Here is a 15,425-nt window from a genome sequence, read left to right as displayed (position 1 = left end):
GTTCTTCTTACGGTTTCGCCTTGTGATTCTTGTGTTTAATAGGAGCGGACCGACAGAAAGCAGCCCCTCCCTATTCGTCGGAGCGTTCAGATGTGTACAACACCCACCCCCAACCCCCGCCACCACCACCAGCATCAACGGCAGGCCGAAGCGGTGCCGCCACGGGATCGGCACCCCACCCAGCTGCTGGTCCATGGTCTCGGTATCCAGCACCCAGCCGTGCTCGCAACGGGTACAGGCCAGTTCGTAGCGGCGCTGGTAGGTGAAGCCGAACAGCAGGTCGATGCGCGCCATTTTGTAGCGCAGCTGCGGGGCGAATTCGGTTTCGGTCTGGCAGCGCAGGCAGTGGTGGGCTTCGGTGGGGCCGACGATCAGCACCCGTTCCTGTTGACCGATCAGGATCATGACCGGGTGCCTTGGCAGGCGGGCTGGGCCAGCAGCCAGGCTTGGGCGGCGGCCACGGTGGCGGCGTCCCCGTCGACGCGCTGGTCGGGCTCGATCTTCAAGCCATCACCACGATCATTGCGGTCCCGCATCACGCTGGTGGTCAGCAGCAGGCGACTGCCATCGGCAAGCGTGTGCACGACATTGCCAGTGGAGACACCCGCAGTAGGCTGACCGAAACTCCGCGTCTGCGGACGACCACGCCACGCCAGCACCGAGGCCTCGCCCGAACTGCCGGTGCGCGGCCCGAACAGCACCGCCACCGGCGCGCCGGGCTGCCGCAGCACATAGCCGGACTGGCCGAAGTCCAGCACCGACTTGCCTGCACGCTGTACAGCGGTCGCGGTCAACGTCCAGCGCTCCGGCCCCTGTGCGGCTTCGAACGCTCCCACATCTTCGTTGTTCACCACCGAGGTGCGCAGCAACGGTGCCATGCCCAGCAGCATCGGCCACATGTTGCCACCGCTGTTGTCACGCAGGTCGACGATCCAGCCACAGCGCATGCCGTCGTCCTTGCTACGGATTACCTGCTGCCACCGCGCGGCGCGCTGGATGTCCTGGCGGAATTTCTCCTGCGGCGTCGCGCCGGGCATAGGGGCATAGCCCTCGATGACCACCCAGCCGATGCGCGCATCCACCGCATCGACGGCCTTGGTCTGGTCCACGGCGGCGGCACCGGCCTGCTGCGCGCGCGCAAGGGATTCACGCTGGCGCTGGGTCGTGGTCCATGCACCATGGTGGCCGGTGCTGAGCGCAATGGCTTCGCGCAGAACGGCCAGCCGTTGCGCGGGGTCGCCCTGCGCCGATTGCAGGCGGATGCGGATGGCGGGCCAGTCCACCCGATCGCGATACAGCGCCTGGCGTTCAAGCAGGCTGAGGATCTCGGCCAGGGCCTCCGGCGAGGGCACCTCGACCGTGCTTGGCGTATCGGCCATGGCGCCGGTCGCCAGCAACACGAACATCAGCGCGCCGATGCGACGCACTCCCTTGCGAACCTGCATGCGACGCTTCCTTGTCGTTGAGTCAGGACCGCAGCATAACCGGGACATGATCGCTTGCGCCACGCGCGAACTGTCGTATCCGGCCCGGTCGCTGATTGCAGCAAGGCGGCTTGCGTGCAGTCACCACATTGCAACTTTGCCCATGTCATCGCGGCGCACAACGCGCCAAGGTGGCCCCCGTCGGCGCTTCCTGCGCTGACCGGGATTGGCGTCCTGAATGAAGCTTTTCACGAGCGGGCTTGCAACGTCGTTGCCTGCCCGAACAATGCACCGTCCGTCGTTCTGCGGCGGGCGGTGCGTGGGGATCCCCGGATCCGCCGGCGTCATTCCTCGTGAAGAGCTTCACCGGCACGCCAACCCGCACCGCCCGCCACCTTGCATCCCGCAGGTGGCCTTGCCTTGTGAGGTTGCTGCCATGAACACGCCCTACCCCACCTATCCGCGCCTGCAGGCACTGCTCGGTGCTGCATTGCCCGACCTGCAGCTGTCCACTACGGCAGCCGAAGCGCTGGAAGATGCGCTCACCGAAGCCGACGAACAGGCGCCGCAGTCGGCGTTCTTCGCCCGGTTGCGCGGCATCGCACACAGCCACGGAGCCGACGGCCAGGCGTGGCGCGAGCGGCAACTCAGCGAGGCGCGCGGCCGGGAACTGGCCGAGGCGACGCGCTGTCTTGCCGCATTGTCCGCCTGCGGCGGTGTGTTGCTGGCGGCGCAGTCGGCGCGCGAGATGGATGATGCGCAGGTGCAGTGTCCGCCACAGGTGGAGGAAGGGTTGCTGCATGCGGTGGTAGTGTTGGCCGATCATGCCGGGGCGTTGGTGGAGCCGGATGCGTGCGCGCCGTTGTCGTAGAGCCGAGCCTATGCTCGGCTGCACTGTGCTCGTGGCGTCGGTAGGTTCAGTGCCGACCAAGGTCGGCACCTACCAGAGCAGGGTCCCCCGAGCGCAAGGGCGCTACCAGTCCGCGCGCAGCCCGATGTTGCCTTCGATGATGCGGCGCTTCTCGTTGCGGTCGCCGCCCAGCTCGCGCGTGTAGTCGGCCACGGCGTACGCACTGATGGTGCGGTTGAAGCGCCCGACCACACCCACGCCGGCTTCCAGCGCGCGTGAACGCTGCGAATTGATGATCACGTCGTCGTCGAAGCGGATGCGATCCTCGCCGGAACGACCATGCCAGTAATTCAGCTTGAAATACGGTTGCCAGCCGTTGTCGGCCAGCTGGTAATCGCCGGCCAAACGCAGGCCCACACGGCCGGTCCAGGCGTTGTCGTTGTCGAAGCGCACGCTCGATATTTCATCGCGACGGTCATCCAGCGAAGTGCGTTGCCAGATCACCTGCACCTGCGGTTCCAGCCACCATGCGGACTGCCCGAAGTGCAGCAGCGGCTTGCCAGCCTCCACCGACACACTGGTGCCGTCGCCGCTCAGGCCGAAGCCGAGCCCGCGCGAGGAACGCGCGCGGCCGTCGTAGCGGCTCTGCATCGCCACGGCGTCGATGTAGGCACCGCTGCTGTCGGTGAACGTCCAGTACAGGCCCACGTGCTTGTCGTCCAGGCGGTTCTGGCCCACCTGTACGTTCTCCCAGCCCAGTGCCAGGCCGGTGGTCTTGCCCTGCGCGCGGGTGCGGCCGACGAACACGCCGATCTGGTTGCGGTGGTTGTCCGACGCCGCAGCCCATACGTCGAGGCCGGCCTGCAGGCCCATCACGTCGCCATCAAAGCCGGGCTGTGCATCGCCCTTCCAATGGATCTCGCTGCTCTGCCCCACCAGGCGACCCCAGGCGGTGCGGAATGCGCCTTGGTTGTACAGCAGGCGCTGTTCGCCCTGCCGCTCGTGGAAGGTACCGAGGCTGGCCAGCGAGGTCTCGCGCAGCAGCGGCGGCACCACCGCGTAGGCGGCGGTCTCCACGCGGTACAGCGGTACCACCGCGCCTTCGGCCGGGCGTGCACCCGGCGTCGGCGGCGCGCCGGTACCGGGCAATGCACCGCCGGCCACGGGCACGTCCGGCACCGCCGGATCGCTGGGCGGTGCCACCGGCGCCGGTTCCGGCGGCGGGGCGGCACTGCCACCACCGTTGGGTGCCGGCGTCGGGCCGGTCACCAGCGTCGAACGCAGGTACCAGTTCTCGCTGGTACCGGCACTGACACCGCCCTTGAACAGGAAGTACTCGTAGGCGCCGGCCGCGACCGGTGCGAACAGCGAGAACGCGCCCGGCGCGGTGCGGCCACCATTCAAGGCCTGCACCACCAGGATGCCATCGGCCAGCGTGGCCGCGCCGCTGCCGCCGGCATTCAGCACGCCGATGCCGGTGGTTCCGGTGGCGGTACCGCCATCGATCACCAGGCGATCGCTGGGGGAGTTGTCCGCGCCCAGCACGGTGCGCAGGTACAGGCCACCACCGTCACCGCGATAGTTGCCGCGCACGGTGAACACGTCGCCGGCGCCGGTACCGGTCAGGTCGATGCGCCCGGCATTGACCATCTCCACCAGTGCAGCACTGTTGAATGGGCGGATGGCATGGCCGCCACTGCCCGCGTAGACGGTGCTGGTGTCGTCCACCGTGAGCGTACCGGTGCCGGTTGCGCTGTCGCCCAGCACCAGGTCGCCATCGAAGCTCAGCTCCGTGCTGTTGGCCAGGCTGATCGCCTCCCAGTTCTGGAAGCGGCCCACGCCTGCGGTCTTGACGTTGCTCAGGTTGAGCTGGTCGATGCCACTGCCCCCGTCGAACAGCGGCACCGCACCCAGGTTGCCCTGGTTGAGGTTGCTGAGGTTGGCCACGTCGTTGTCCGGGCCCATGTCGATCGCACCGTAGACGATGCCACCGCCGTTCCAGTTGAAGGTGTCATCGCCGGTGCTGAGCAGTACCTGCCCGCGCACGGTGCCGTCGGTGATGGTCACGCTGTCGTTGCCGCCGCTGACGCTGATGTTGCCGCCGATGTAGGCCGTGCCCGAAATGATGATGGTGTCGGTGTCGAAGCCGGTCACCACGTTGCCATCCACGGTGCCGCCGGACTGGTCCCACAGGTTCTTGTCCAGCTTCATGTTGACGCGGCCGATGCGGCCAGCGGTCATCCAGGCCTGGTCGCCATCCTCGAACGCGCCGATGATGCGACCACCGCTCATGCGGAAGGTATCGATGTTGTCGCCCTGCTGCAGCGCGCCGATCGTGCCGCCACTCATGACGAAATCATCGCGGCCACTGTCCTGCGCTACCAGGCCGGTGACGGTGCCGCCGGTGACGGTCATCCGGTCATCGCCACTGCCCTGGTCGACGCTGTCGATGGTGCCATTGCCCAGCAGCAGCACGTCGTTGCCATCCCCTTGCAGGACACCGCCGCTGATGCTGCCGGCCTGCATGTCCAGGCGGTCGTTGCCTGAATCGAACTGTACGCCGGTACGCCCACTGATCGTTCCGCGGTTGACCAGCACGCTGTCGCCCGCTCCGACGAACTGCAGCGCGGTGTTGTTGCCGGTGCTGATGCTGCCCGCATTTTCGACGCGGCTGCCACCACCGAGCTGGACCGCCACACCCCCCACCGAACTGATCGTGCCTTGGTTGGTCAACAGGTGACCACTTGCACCGACCAGGGTAACGGCCGACGCCCCACCGCTCTGCTGCAACTGGGCACCGCTGGCGACGTTGACGGTGATGCCCGCTTCGCCGCTGGCCGAGATGGGCACCGTCTGCGGATTCGGCGCGTTGGCGTCACAGGTGACCGTCTGGCCGGCGACCGGAGCGACGGTGCTGCAGCCGGCCCAGGCGGCGCTGGCGGTCAACAGCACCATGGACGGGACTGCCAGTGCCTGAAGCACGGAAACGGTGAGGCGGCGCGGACGGAAAGCGCGCGGGACGGCACGGGTCATACAGTCCTCTTGGACAGAGAATCAGGAACTGCAAATGCACGCTGCTGCGTATGCAGTCTGCCGTGATGTGAATCGTTTCGATAGGTGAACTTGCGTGCGGGAAATCACATTTCGGATGTGAAATCGCCGGACTCTCACGCCAATGTGATGTGGCTGAAATCGTTCATTTTTTCTGGGCGTTGGGAGCCGCACATGCGTGGATGCCGTTGGCGGATCGGGTCAGGGCCTTTTCCTGCGGAAAAGGGTCCGACCCCGGGACTGCTCAGATCTTCAGGTAGATCTTGCGACGGTCCAGCCACCAGGCCACGCCCCACCACAGCGCGACGAACACCAGTGCCTGCAGCATCGATGCCAGCTCGAGCGCCTGCGGCATCGCGTTGGCCAGCTGCTGCCAGATCCAGCCCCAGGCACCGCTGGCCATCAACGCCACCGACATCACCGAGGCCCCCAGATACGCGGTGATCGCGTTGACCCCGAAACGCCGGCCCAGCGGCGGCCATCCCTTCTTGTCGATCAGCACGTGGCCCAGCCACAGCGCCAGCGCGGCCAGGCCGCCGGTCCACAGCACGTAGCTGGGCGTCCACAGCGGCTTGTTCAACGGCAACACCCCGGCCAGCAACAGGCCCAGCACGGCGGTCGCCACGCCCAGCCCGGCCAGTGCCGTCGAACGCCCGCTGCGCAGCAGGCCACCGGCCAACAGGCCGAGCACGGTACTGGCCAGTGCACCCAGCGTGCTCAGCAATCCTTCCGGGTCATGGCCGAGGCCGGTATCGGCATGCCATTGATAGATCCACGGCGCGAACAGCGCGGTGTCCAAGCGGCTGGCCGGGTTGATCCACGGCGCCAGGTCACCCATGCCGAGCAGCAACATCGTGTATCCCACCAGCAATCCAACAAGCACGCCGGCCTGCATGCGCGGCTGTGCATACACCGCCAGCACGCCCACCAATGCCGCGCACACGGCGATCCGTTGCAGCACGCCCCAGATGCGGAAGTGGTGCGTATGCAGCGCCCACCAGATCAGCAGATGCAACAGCACGCCGGCCACCAGGATGCGCAGTGCGCGCTCCAGCACGCCGCGCGCCAACACCGGGCGTGCGGCGGCATCCAACGCGCGCGGTGCCACGCTGAAGGCCATCGACACACCCACCAGGAACAGGAAGAACGGGAACACCAGGTCGGTGGGCGTGCAGCCATGCCATTCCGAATGGCGCAGCGGTGCGAACACTGCACTCCAGTCGCCTGGGTTGTTGACCAGCAGCATCGCCGCCACGGTGATGCCGCGCAGGGCATCGATCGAGCCCAGACGGCGCGGCGGCGTACTGTTCATCAGGCGGCCTCGTACTGTCCTGCAATCCAGGTGCCACGCACCTGCAGGGCGTCATCCAGCAGCACCAGGTCGGCCTGGTAGCCCTCGGCGATGTGGCCCAGGCGGTCGTCGACGTTGAGGAACTGCGCCGGGTAGGTCGAGGCCATGCGCGCGGCCTCGGCCAGCGGCTGGCCCAGCAGCTGCACGGTGTTGCGCACCGCCGTGGCCATGTCCAGCGCAGAACCGGCCAGCGAACCAGCGGCATTGCGCACCACGCCATCGATGGCGGTGATGGTTTCGCCATACAGCACGTAGCTGGGATCGTCGGCACCGACCGGCGGCATCGCATCGGTCACCAGCAGCAGGCGACCGCGCGGCTTGGCCGCCAGCGCCACGCGCAGGCTGGCCGGATGCACATGCACGCCATCGACGATGATGCCGATCCAGCTGTCGCGGTCTTCCAGCGCAGCGCCCACTGCGCCAGGCTCACGGCCCTGCAGCGGCGACATCGCGTTGTACAGGTGGGTGAAGCCGCGTATGCCGGCATCCAGGCCGGCGCGGACCTCTTCGTACGTGCCTGCGGTATGGCCGGCGGCCACGATCACGCCACGTTCGACCAGCGCACGGATGGTTTCCAGTGGCACGCGCTCCGGCGCCAGCGTCAGCAGCGTCACGCCGTTGTCCAGCGACGCGGCCAGCGTGATCTCTTCTTCGTCAGGCACGCGGAACTTGCTGGCATCGTGCGTGCCCTTGCGCGCCGGCGCGATGTAGGGCCCTTCCAGATGGATGCCGATCACGCCCGGCACGCCCTGCGCGATGGCCTCGCGCATCGCACCGATGGCTTCGCGCATCACCGCCACGTCATCGCTGATCAGCGTGGGCAGCATCGCGGTGGTACCGAAGCGGCGGTGTGCCTGCGCGATGGTACGCAGCGAGGCAACATCGGGCGTGTTGTTGAACAACGCACCGCCCCCCCCATTGACCTGCACGTCGATGAAGCCGGGCAGCAGCCAGCCGCCGCCCAAGTCCACCTGCTCGGCAGCGTGGCCCAGCTGCGGTGCGGCGTCGGGCAACAGCGCGCTGATGCGACCCTCTTCGATCACCACAGCCAGATCGTCGCGGAATTCATCGCCTGCCAGGATGCGGGCATTGCGCAGCACGGTTGCCATCACACCGTCTCCGTGACCTTGTTCAGGTGCGGCGGCAGGTCCGGGTTGAAGCCACGGCGCAGCGCCAGCGCGTTGATCGCGCGATAGAAGCTCTGCACGGTCAGCAGCGGTGCGCACAGCGGGTGTGGCGCGGGCGCCACCGGCAGGTTGCCGCCGGCACCGGCCAGCCACACCTGCGCGCCGCGTGCAGAAAATTCCTCGACCACCGCGCGGGTGCCGGCGCCGGTTTCATCGGGCTGCGCGAAGGCCAGCACCGGGAAGCCACGGTCGACCAGTGCCATCGGGCCGTGCTTGACCTCGGCCGAGCTGTAGGCTTCGGCGTGCAGGCTGCAGGTTTCCTTGAACTTCAGCGCCGCTTCCTGCGCCGCACCCAGGCCCAGGCCACGGCCGAGCACGAACAGGTTGGTGGCCTCGACCAGGCCTTCGGTCACCGCGCTCCAGTCGCACTGCCAGGCTTCACGCATCGCGTCCGGCAGCAGGTCCAGCGCGTTGCGCAGGCTGCTGTCCTGCTTCCAGTAGGCGGCCAGCTGCAGCAGTGCAGCCAGCGAGGCCAGGTAGCTCTTGGTTGCCGCCACGCTCTTTTCGGCACCGGCATGCAGCGGAATGACCGTGTCGGCCAGCTGCGCCAGCGGCGAATCCTCGACGTTGACCAGCGCGATCACGCGTGCGCCAGCGGCCTTGGCCGCCTCGGCGTTGCGCAGCAGGTCCGGGCTCTTGCCCGACTGCGAAATGACGATGAACAGCGCACCGCGCAGCTGCAGTGGTGCGGCGTAGACCGAGCCTACCGACGGCGACGCGGAGGCGACCACCAGGCCCAGCTGGGTTTCCAGCAGGTACTTGCCGTAGGTGGCGGCATGGTCGGAGCTGCCGCGTGCACAGGTGACCACGAACGGCGGCGGCGCGGCGCGCAGGCTGGCGGCCAGGGTTTCCATGGTGGCGTGGTTGCGCGAGAACTGGCGGGCAACCACGTCTGCCGCTTCAGCGGCCTCGGCGAACATCAGGGTGGCGGTGGGGTCTGACAGCGACATGGCAGGCTCAGGCAGGATCGGAAGGAAGGGGGCGTGCGCCGGCCGGGCGCATCGGCGCGGTCGAACCGCGCACCACCAGTTGCGGCACGAAGCCCTGGTTGTGCAGCGGTGCCGGCGCATCGTCGTAGGCGTCGCTGCGCAGTTGTGCGATCAGCAGGCGCGCGGCGTGGCGGGCGATGTCCTCGGTGGCCTGCTTGGCGGTGGTCAGCGGTGGCCACGACTGGCGCGAGAACGGGCTGTCCTCGAAACCGGCGATGGACAGGTCGTAGGGCACGTTCATGCCGGCCGACTTGGCGGCGGCCAGCACGCCGGCAGCGATTTCGTCGTTGGAACCGAAGATGGCGGTGGGCGGTTCGCGCAGCGCCAGCAGGCGGCGCGCCCCACGGAAACCATCGTCGAAGGTGTAATCGCCCTGCACCACCAGGTGCTTGTCCACGGTCATGCCGTAGTCCTTCAGCGCGGCTTCGTAACCGGCGTAGCGTTCGCCCGAGGAGCGGTGCGAGCTGCCGCCCCAGAGGAAGCCGATGCGCTGGTGGCCCAGCTGGATCAGGTGCTCGGTGATCTCGTAGGCCGCCTCGCGGTCGTCGACGAACACGCAGGCGCCGTCGGCCGGGTCTTCAGTGGCGGCGATGATGCGCACCAGCTTGATGCCACGCGCGGTCAGCGCCTGGATCAGGTCGCGGCGCTCGGACATCGGCGCGGTCAGCACCAGCCCCGCCAGCCGCGAGCGCTGCACCCAGTCGGCCAGTTCATCGGCCAGCAACGGCGAGCTCGAATCACAGGGATGGATCTGCAGGCCGAAACCGGTCTCGCGGCACGCGGCCAGCACGCCGTTCTGCACGCCGATGATGTGGTACGGGTTCGGGTTGTCGTAGACCAGCCCGATCACGAAGGTAGTGCCGCTGCGCAGGTTGCGCGCGGACGGATCGGGCTCGTAGTCGAGCTCGGCGATGGCACGCAGCACCCGCGCACGGGTGGCCTGCATCACCGAGGGCTCGTTGTTGATCACCCGCGAGACCGTCTTCAGCGAGACCTTGGCCTTCTCCGCAACGTCCTTGATGGTCGCTCTGCGCATGGGTTTTCCCTGGGGTTGGCTGCCGTCCATCATCGCCGATCAGGCCTTGTCCTGCGGCAGGCCGGCACGATGGCCGATCACCGAGTAGAACAGGATGTACAGGTAGCACGGCACCATCAGCAGCACGAACACCAGCTGGAAGTCGATGTGCTGCTTGAGCACGGCGAACAGCTGCGGAATGATCGCGCCGCCGGCGATGCCCATCACCAGCAGGGCCGAGCCGGTCTCGGTGAAGCGGCCCAGGCCGCGGATCGCCAGCGGGAAGATGGCCGGCCACATCATGGCGTTGGCAAAGCCCAGCAGCGCCACGAAAGCCACCGAGACGTAGCCGTGCGTAGCCCAGGCGCCCAGGCAGAACACCACGCCCATCACTGCCGAAATGGTCAGGTAGCGCGACTGCGAGACCAGGCCAGGGATCGCCAGCAGGCCGACCACGTAGCCGGCCAACATCGCACCCAGCGTCAGCGAGGTGAACATCTTGGTCTGGTCCAGCGGCAAGCCGAAACCGTGGCCGTAGGTGCCGATCGCATCACCGGCCATGACTTCCACGCCTACGTACACGAACAGGCACAGCACGCCCAGCCACAGATGCGGGAACTGGAAGATGCTGCGGCGCTCGGCCGTTCCCGGTGCCCCTGACGGCGTTGCATTGGCTTCGGAGGACTTGATCTCGGGCAGAGGCGAGAACAGCACGGCCACCGCCAGCACCACCAGCAGCGCGGCCATCGCCAGGTACGGCGCATGGATCTTGGCGGCGAATTCGTTGAGCAGCGCGGCCTTGGTGACCGCGTCGGCAGCCTGCACCTGCTTGTCCAGATCGCCGATGCCATGCAGCACCAGAGTGCCGATCAGCACCGGCGCCAGCATGCCGGCAATCTTGTTGCAGATGCCCATCAGCGCGATGCGGCGTGCCGCGGTTTCAATCGGACCAAGGATGGAGATGTAGGGATTGATCGCGGTCTGCAGCAGCGCCAGGCCGCTGCCGATCACGAACAGGCCGCCGAGCGCGCCCGGGTACCAGCGCTGGGTGGCGAATTCACCGAACAGCGCGGCACCACCGGCCATCACCAGCAGGCTCAGGCTCAGGCCCTTCTTCATGCCGGTGCGGCGCAGGATCCAGGACGCCGGCAGGGCCAGGAAGAAATAGGACAGGTAGAACACCATCAGCACCAGGAAGGCGCCGACCTCGCTGAGTTCGAAGGCCAACTTGACGAAGGTGATCAGCGGGCCGTTGAGCCAGGTGAAGAAGCCGATCAGGAAGAACAACACGCCAACGATGGCGATGGAGGTGGCCACGTTCGGGCGCGCGCTTGCAGCGGGGACGGCGGACATCAGGAGGGCTCCTGCGGCGACGGCCGCAGAACGCGGCGTCGGAGAGTGGCTGGGAACAACGTTGTCACATTCTTTCGATGGACAACGGCGGTTTGTCAACTTCCATGCACGCCTGCCTGAACCTTGTGCTGCACTGCGCAAGTCCGCCGCGATACGCCCCGCTGAATGCGCGGCAGGCCTAGAGCCCCGTGCGCCAATGGTTCCCATGTGAAACCCGCACTCACACCGTGTAAACGTTTACTGCCCGCCGCATTCGTTGCGACGCAGCAACGAAAGTGTCACGAACTCGTTGACATCGTTGTCAGCGCGGTTACAGACTCCGCCCCAATCGCCGCCCCCGATCCCCGGGCCGGCCCACCTGCAGCAGGAGCCCGCGTGACCGCCAGCCACCCCGCCCCGTCGCATGTCCTGTCCCGCGTCGCGCCCTCGTTCCTGGCCGCCGACGTCGGTGGCACCCATGTGCGCGTGGCCCGGGTCCAGGCCAGCGGTGACGCCGCCCATCCGGTGCAGGTGCTGGAGTACCGCAAGTACCGCAATGCCGACCATGCCGGCCTCAGCGCGATCCTGTCCGACTTCCTGGGCGAAGGCCCGCGGCCCACGCATTGCGTGGTCGCCAGCGCCGGCTATGCCCGCGAAGACGGCACGGTGATCACCGCCAACCTGCCGTGGCCGCTGTCGGCGCGCCAGGTGGAGGCCGATGTCGGCCTGCAGCGGGTCTACATCGTCAACGACTTCGAAGCGGTGGCCTATGCCGCTGCGCAGGTCGACGCCAGCGGCGTGCTGCACCTGTGCGGGCCGGAGACCGCCGCGCGTGGCCCGACCCTCGTGGTCGGCCCCGGCACCGGTCTGGGCGCCGCGCTGTGGATCCCCACCGCGCACGGCCCGGTGGTGCTGCCCACCGAAGCCGGCCAGCCGACCCTGGCGGCCAGCACCGAACTGGAAATGGCCATCGTCCGCCACATGCAGCGCGACCGTGCGCACGTGTCGATCGAGCATGCGATCTCCGGCCCCGGCCTGATGAACCTGTACCGTGCGGTGTGTGCACTGCAGGGGCAGGCGCCGACCCTGGCAAGCCCCGACGCAGTCACCGCCGCCGCCATGGCCGATACCGATGCACATGCGCGCCAGGCGCTGGACGTGTTCTGTGGCCTGCTCGGCAGCACCATCGGCGACATGGCGCTGTTCTACGGCGCCCACGGTGGCGTCTACCTGGCCGGCGGCATCCTGCCGCAGATCCGCGAATACCTGCACGCCAGCACCTTCGTCGAACGCTACCTGCAGAAGGGGCCGATGGGCGAAGCGCTGGCACGCATCCCGGTGAAGGTCGTCGAACACGGCCAGCTGGGCGTGGTCGGCGCTGCCAGCTGGTACCTGCAGCAATCGGCCGCCTGACACCGCAACAGGCTTCAACGCAATCGCAGCACGCAGTACGTGGCACGCCAACGCACGGGACTTCGCCGCCGCCCCGCGCATGTCATCGCAACCGTAACCGAACACCGCCGCCGGCACCCAATCGAGTGATGAGGAGAGACATCATGAACACCCGCAAGACCCTGCTTTCGGCCGCCATCGTCAGCTGCATCGCCTTCAGTGCGCACGCGCAGCAGGCGGCCCCGACCGCCACCGATCTGGACACCGTGACCGTTACCGGCATCCGTGGCTCGATGGAAAAGTCGCTGGACACCAAGCGCGAAGCCAATGCGCGCGTGGAAGTGGTCACCGCCGAAGACGTGGGCAAGCTGCCCGCGCACAACGTTGCCGATACCCTGCAGCGCCTGCCGGGCGTGAACATCAGCTCGTCCAGCGCCGACGAAGGTGGCTTCGACGAAGCCGACCGTGTCAGCCTGCGCGGCACCAGCCCGAGCCTGACCCAGACCCTGATCAACGGCCACACCGTCGGCTCGGCCGACTGGTTCGTGCTCAGCCAGGGCAACAACGTCGGCCGCAGCGTCAGCTACTCGCTGCTGCCGTCGGAACTGGTCAGCTCGGTGGAAGTGAACAAGTCCTCGCAGGCCAAGCTGCAGGACGGCGGCACCACCGGTACCGTCAACATCATCACCCGCAAGCCGCTGGAATTCTCCAAGCCGTTCACCGCGGAAGGCTCCATCGGTGCGGTGCGTTCGGACCTGGCCAAATCGACCGATCCGCAGTACTCGGCATTGTTCAATTACAAGAACGACGAAGGCACCTTCGGCGTGATGGTGCAGGGCTTCAGCCAGAAGCGCGAACTGCGCCGTGAAGCGCAGGAAATCCCGGGCGGCTTCTTCAAGATCGGCGCCGGCGACCCGGTCGCCAGGACCAATCCGGACCTGATCGGCGTCAACGTGCCGGGCCTGCTGGGTTCGACCCTGTTCGAACAGACCCGCGAACGCAAGGGCGGCCTGGTCTCGCTGCAGTTCAAGCCGAGCGACAGCCTCACCCTGGGCCTGAATGGTTTCAGCTCCGAGCTGAAGGCCAACAACTACAACCGCAACTTCATGATGTTCGGCAACAGCTTCGCCAAGTCGCAGGCGCCGGATCCGGGCTATGTGGTCAAGGACGGCGTGCTGACCAACGCCACCTACAGTGGCGTGCCGGGCACCGACTATGCGGTGTACGACATGATCTACCGCGAGTCGAAGGCCAAGTCGAGCTATGTCACCTTCGATGCCGACTGGCAGATCAGCGACAGCCTGACCGCCACGTTCCAGGCCGGCAGCACCAAGGGCACCGGCGAGACGCCGCGCCAGTACATCGCCGAGGTCACCCTCGCCAACGGCGGCGGCGCCAGCTGGGCCACCCACGGCAATGGCTCGCCGATCGACTGGAACGTCGGCGGCGACCTCTCGCCCAACGGCGTGACCAGCTTCGGCACCTGGGGCAACCAGCAGGTCACCGCTGAAGACAAGGAGAAGTGGGCCACGCTCGACTTCAACCAGTACTTCAATGATGGCGGCGTACTGAGCTCGATCGACTTCGGCCTGCGTTTCGCCGACCACAAGCGCGAAGCGCTGTCGCCGGAAGGTGCAACCCCGGGTGACATCTGGAGCGCGCTGAAGAACGGTGCCACGGCCAACTATCCCAGCGGCTTTGCCGGTGACATCGGCGGCACTTTCCCGCGCAACCTGTGGTACTTCACCCCGGGCGCGCTGAAGGACGCGGTGACCAACAACTCCACCTGGCTGGCCGGCAATGACGGCCCGACCGGTCGCCACAACTATGGCGCCGAGTGGAAGGTGAAGGAAAAGAACTTCGCCGGCTATGTGCAGGCCAACTTCCGCGGCGACTGGTGGAGCGGCAACGTCGGCCTGCGCTACGTCAACATCAAGCAGGACATCGACACCTACAACGCCGTCAGCAAGGCCGCAGATGCCGATGTCAGCAGCCTGTTCGGCATGTGGGAGCGCCTGGCCTTCCAGAACAAGCGCAACCGTGTCCTGCCCAGCGCCAACATCAAGTTCGACCTGGACGACTCGCTGGTGCTGCGTGTCGCCGCCTCGCAGACCCAGACCCTGCCGGACTACTCCGCACTGGGCGCGTCCTCGTACGGCTCGGACCTGAACCGCACCGGCGGCGGCGGCAATCCGAACCTCAAGCCGACCCTGTCGACCAACCTGGATGCCAACCTGGAGTGGTACTTCATGCCGCGCGGCCTGCTGTCGGTGGGTGCGTACCACATGAAGCTGAAGGACTACATCGCCTTCGACGTGGTCTCGCGCCAGCTCTACAGCGAACTGACCAACCAGCTTGAGACCTACCAGATCTCCACCCCGATCAATGCCGACGGCAAGGTCACCGGCGTGGAAGTGGCCTACGAGCAGCCGATCGGCGAGTACTTCGGCATCAATGCCAACTACACCTACGCCAACGGCACCACCTCGCACACCTGGTCGGATGGTTCGCACAACCTGCTGGGCACCTCGAAGAACACCTACAACGTGGGTGCCTACTTCGAGAACGAGCGTTTTGGCGCCCGGGTCAGCTACACCCGCCGTTCCTCGTTCCTGATCAGCCTGTCGGGCACCAACCCGTACTACCAGGATGATTTCGGCACGCTGTCGGCATCGCTGAGCTACAAGGCCACCGATTGGCTGAGCATCAGCCTGGATGGCCTGAACCTCAACAACCCGACCTACAAGTACTACCAGACCGCGGCCATCCCGACCTCGTTCTACAGCAACGGTCGCCAGTACTACCTCAACTTCCGCTTCAAGTACTGATCCAGC

General features: G+C 66.9%; 10 protein-coding genes and 1 pseudogene. 3 read left to right on the top strand and 8 right to left on the bottom strand.

Features of this window, described 5'->3' with window-relative positions; genetic code table 11:
• Window positions 1-111: 111 nt before the first annotated feature.
• Window positions 112-405, bottom strand: a pseudogene (locus A7X97_RS05940) (hypothetical protein); the annotation flags it as partial.
• Window positions 402-1,445: a S41 family peptidase gene (locus A7X97_RS05935; protein WP_088496421.1), complete on the bottom strand. Its 1,044-nt coding sequence runs from the start codon at window positions 1,443-1,445 to the stop codon at window positions 402-404. The gene A7X97_RS05935 and the pseudogene A7X97_RS05940, both read right to left, overlap by 4 nt.
• Before the next feature lie 415 nt (window positions 1,446-1,860).
• Between A7X97_RS05935 and A7X97_RS05930 the strand changes: the two genes are divergently transcribed.
• The gene (locus tag A7X97_RS05930; RefSeq protein WP_072167168.1) at window positions 1,861-2,295 is read left to right on the top strand and encodes a hypothetical protein; all 435 of its coding nucleotides are present in this window, start codon (window positions 1,861-1,863) and stop codon (window positions 2,293-2,295) included.
• A gap of 102 nt (window positions 2,296-2,397) precedes the next feature.
• Here A7X97_RS05930 and A7X97_RS05925 read toward each other — a convergent pair whose 3' ends face one another.
• From A7X97_RS05925 to A7X97_RS05900, 6 genes are all read right to left on the bottom strand, one after another.
• The gene (locus tag A7X97_RS05925; RefSeq protein WP_111007687.1) at window positions 2,398-5,307 is read right to left on the bottom strand and encodes an autotransporter family protein; all 2,910 of its coding nucleotides are present in this window, start codon (window positions 5,305-5,307) and stop codon (window positions 2,398-2,400) included.
• Between the two features lie 262 nt (window positions 5,308-5,569).
• The gene (locus tag A7X97_RS05920) at window positions 5,570-6,637 is read right to left on the bottom strand and encodes an acyltransferase family protein (protein WP_072167170.1); all 1,068 of its coding nucleotides are present in this window, start codon (window positions 6,635-6,637) and stop codon (window positions 5,570-5,572) included.
• Window positions 6,637-7,785 carry an N-acetylglucosamine-6-phosphate deacetylase gene (gene nagA, locus A7X97_RS05915; protein WP_072167171.1) on the bottom strand — a complete coding sequence of 383 codons (1,149 nt, stop codon included), beginning with the start codon at window positions 7,783-7,785 and terminating at the stop codon, window positions 6,637-6,639. The genes A7X97_RS05920 and nagA overlap by 1 nt, the downstream gene beginning before the upstream one ends.
• Window positions 7,785-8,813 carry an SIS domain-containing protein gene (locus A7X97_RS05910; RefSeq protein ID WP_072167172.1) on the bottom strand — a complete coding sequence of 343 codons (1,029 nt, stop codon included), beginning with the start codon at window positions 8,811-8,813 and terminating at the stop codon, window positions 7,785-7,787. Before A7X97_RS05910 ends, nagA begins: the two co-directional genes overlap by 1 nt.
• A 7-nt stretch (window positions 8,814-8,820) precedes the next feature.
• Window positions 8,821-9,888: a LacI family DNA-binding transcriptional regulator gene (locus tag A7X97_RS05905; RefSeq protein ID WP_005411045.1), complete on the bottom strand. Its 1,068-nt coding sequence runs from the start codon at window positions 9,886-9,888 to the stop codon at window positions 8,821-8,823.
• Window positions 9,889-9,927: 39 nt separating this feature from the next.
• Window positions 9,928-11,220 (bottom strand): sugar MFS transporter, encoded by a 1,293-nt coding sequence (locus A7X97_RS05900; RefSeq protein ID WP_072167173.1) that lies wholly within the window; start codon window positions 11,218-11,220, stop codon window positions 9,928-9,930.
• 375 nt (window positions 11,221-11,595) lie between these two features.
• On the opposite strand from A7X97_RS05900, the gene A7X97_RS05895 reads away from it, so the two are divergent.
• Together A7X97_RS05895 and A7X97_RS05890 are read left to right on the top strand one after the other, a co-directional pair.
• A complete protein-coding gene (locus A7X97_RS05895) occupies window positions 11,596-12,612 on the top strand; it encodes a glucokinase family protein (RefSeq protein WP_072167174.1) in 1,017 nt (338 codons plus the stop codon).
• A gap of 143 nt (window positions 12,613-12,755) precedes the next feature.
• Window positions 12,756-15,419 carry a TonB-dependent receptor gene (locus A7X97_RS05890; RefSeq protein WP_111007686.1) on the top strand — a complete coding sequence of 888 codons (2,664 nt, stop codon included), beginning with the start codon at window positions 12,756-12,758 and terminating at the stop codon, window positions 15,417-15,419.
• Window positions 15,420-15,425: the final 6 nt, after the last annotated feature.

Source organism: Stenotrophomonas sepilia, from assembly GCF_003244875.1.
Taxonomy (GTDB): domain Bacteria; phylum Pseudomonadota; class Gammaproteobacteria; order Xanthomonadales; family Xanthomonadaceae; genus Stenotrophomonas; species Stenotrophomonas sepilia.
This window is presented reverse-complemented; position numbering and strand designations above follow the sequence as displayed.

Excerpts from the sequence above, each read along its gene's own strand:
- A7X97_RS05900 (WP_072167173.1), bottom strand. The coding sequence starts at position 11,220 with ATGTCCGCCGTCCCCGCTGCAAGCGCGCGCCCGAACGTGGCCACCTCC.
- nagA (WP_072167171.1), bottom strand. The coding sequence starts at position 7,785 with ATGGCAACCGTGCTGCGCAATGCCCGCATCCTGGCAGGCGATGAATTC.
- A7X97_RS05890 (WP_111007686.1), top strand. The coding sequence starts at position 12,756 with ATGAACACCCGCAAGACCCTGCTTTCGGCCGCCATCGTCAGCTGCATC.
- A7X97_RS05935 (WP_088496421.1), bottom strand. The coding sequence starts at position 1,445 with ATGCAGGTTCGCAAGGGAGTGCGTCGCATCGGCGCGCTGATGTTCGTG.
- A7X97_RS05925 (WP_111007687.1), bottom strand. The coding sequence starts at position 5,307 with ATGACCCGTGCCGTCCCGCGCGCTTTCCGTCCGCGCCGCCTCACCGTT.
- A7X97_RS05905 (WP_005411045.1), bottom strand. The coding sequence starts at position 9,888 with ATGCGCAGAGCGACCATCAAGGACGTTGCGGAGAAGGCCAAGGTCTCG.
- A7X97_RS05910 (WP_072167172.1), bottom strand. The coding sequence starts at position 8,813 with ATGTCGCTGTCAGACCCCACCGCCACCCTGATGTTCGCCGAGGCCGCT.
- A7X97_RS05920 (WP_072167170.1), bottom strand. The coding sequence starts at position 6,637 with ATGAACAGTACGCCGCCGCGCCGTCTGGGCTCGATCGATGCCCTGCGC.
- A7X97_RS05930 (WP_072167168.1), top strand. The coding sequence starts at position 1,861 with ATGAACACGCCCTACCCCACCTATCCGCGCCTGCAGGCACTGCTCGGT.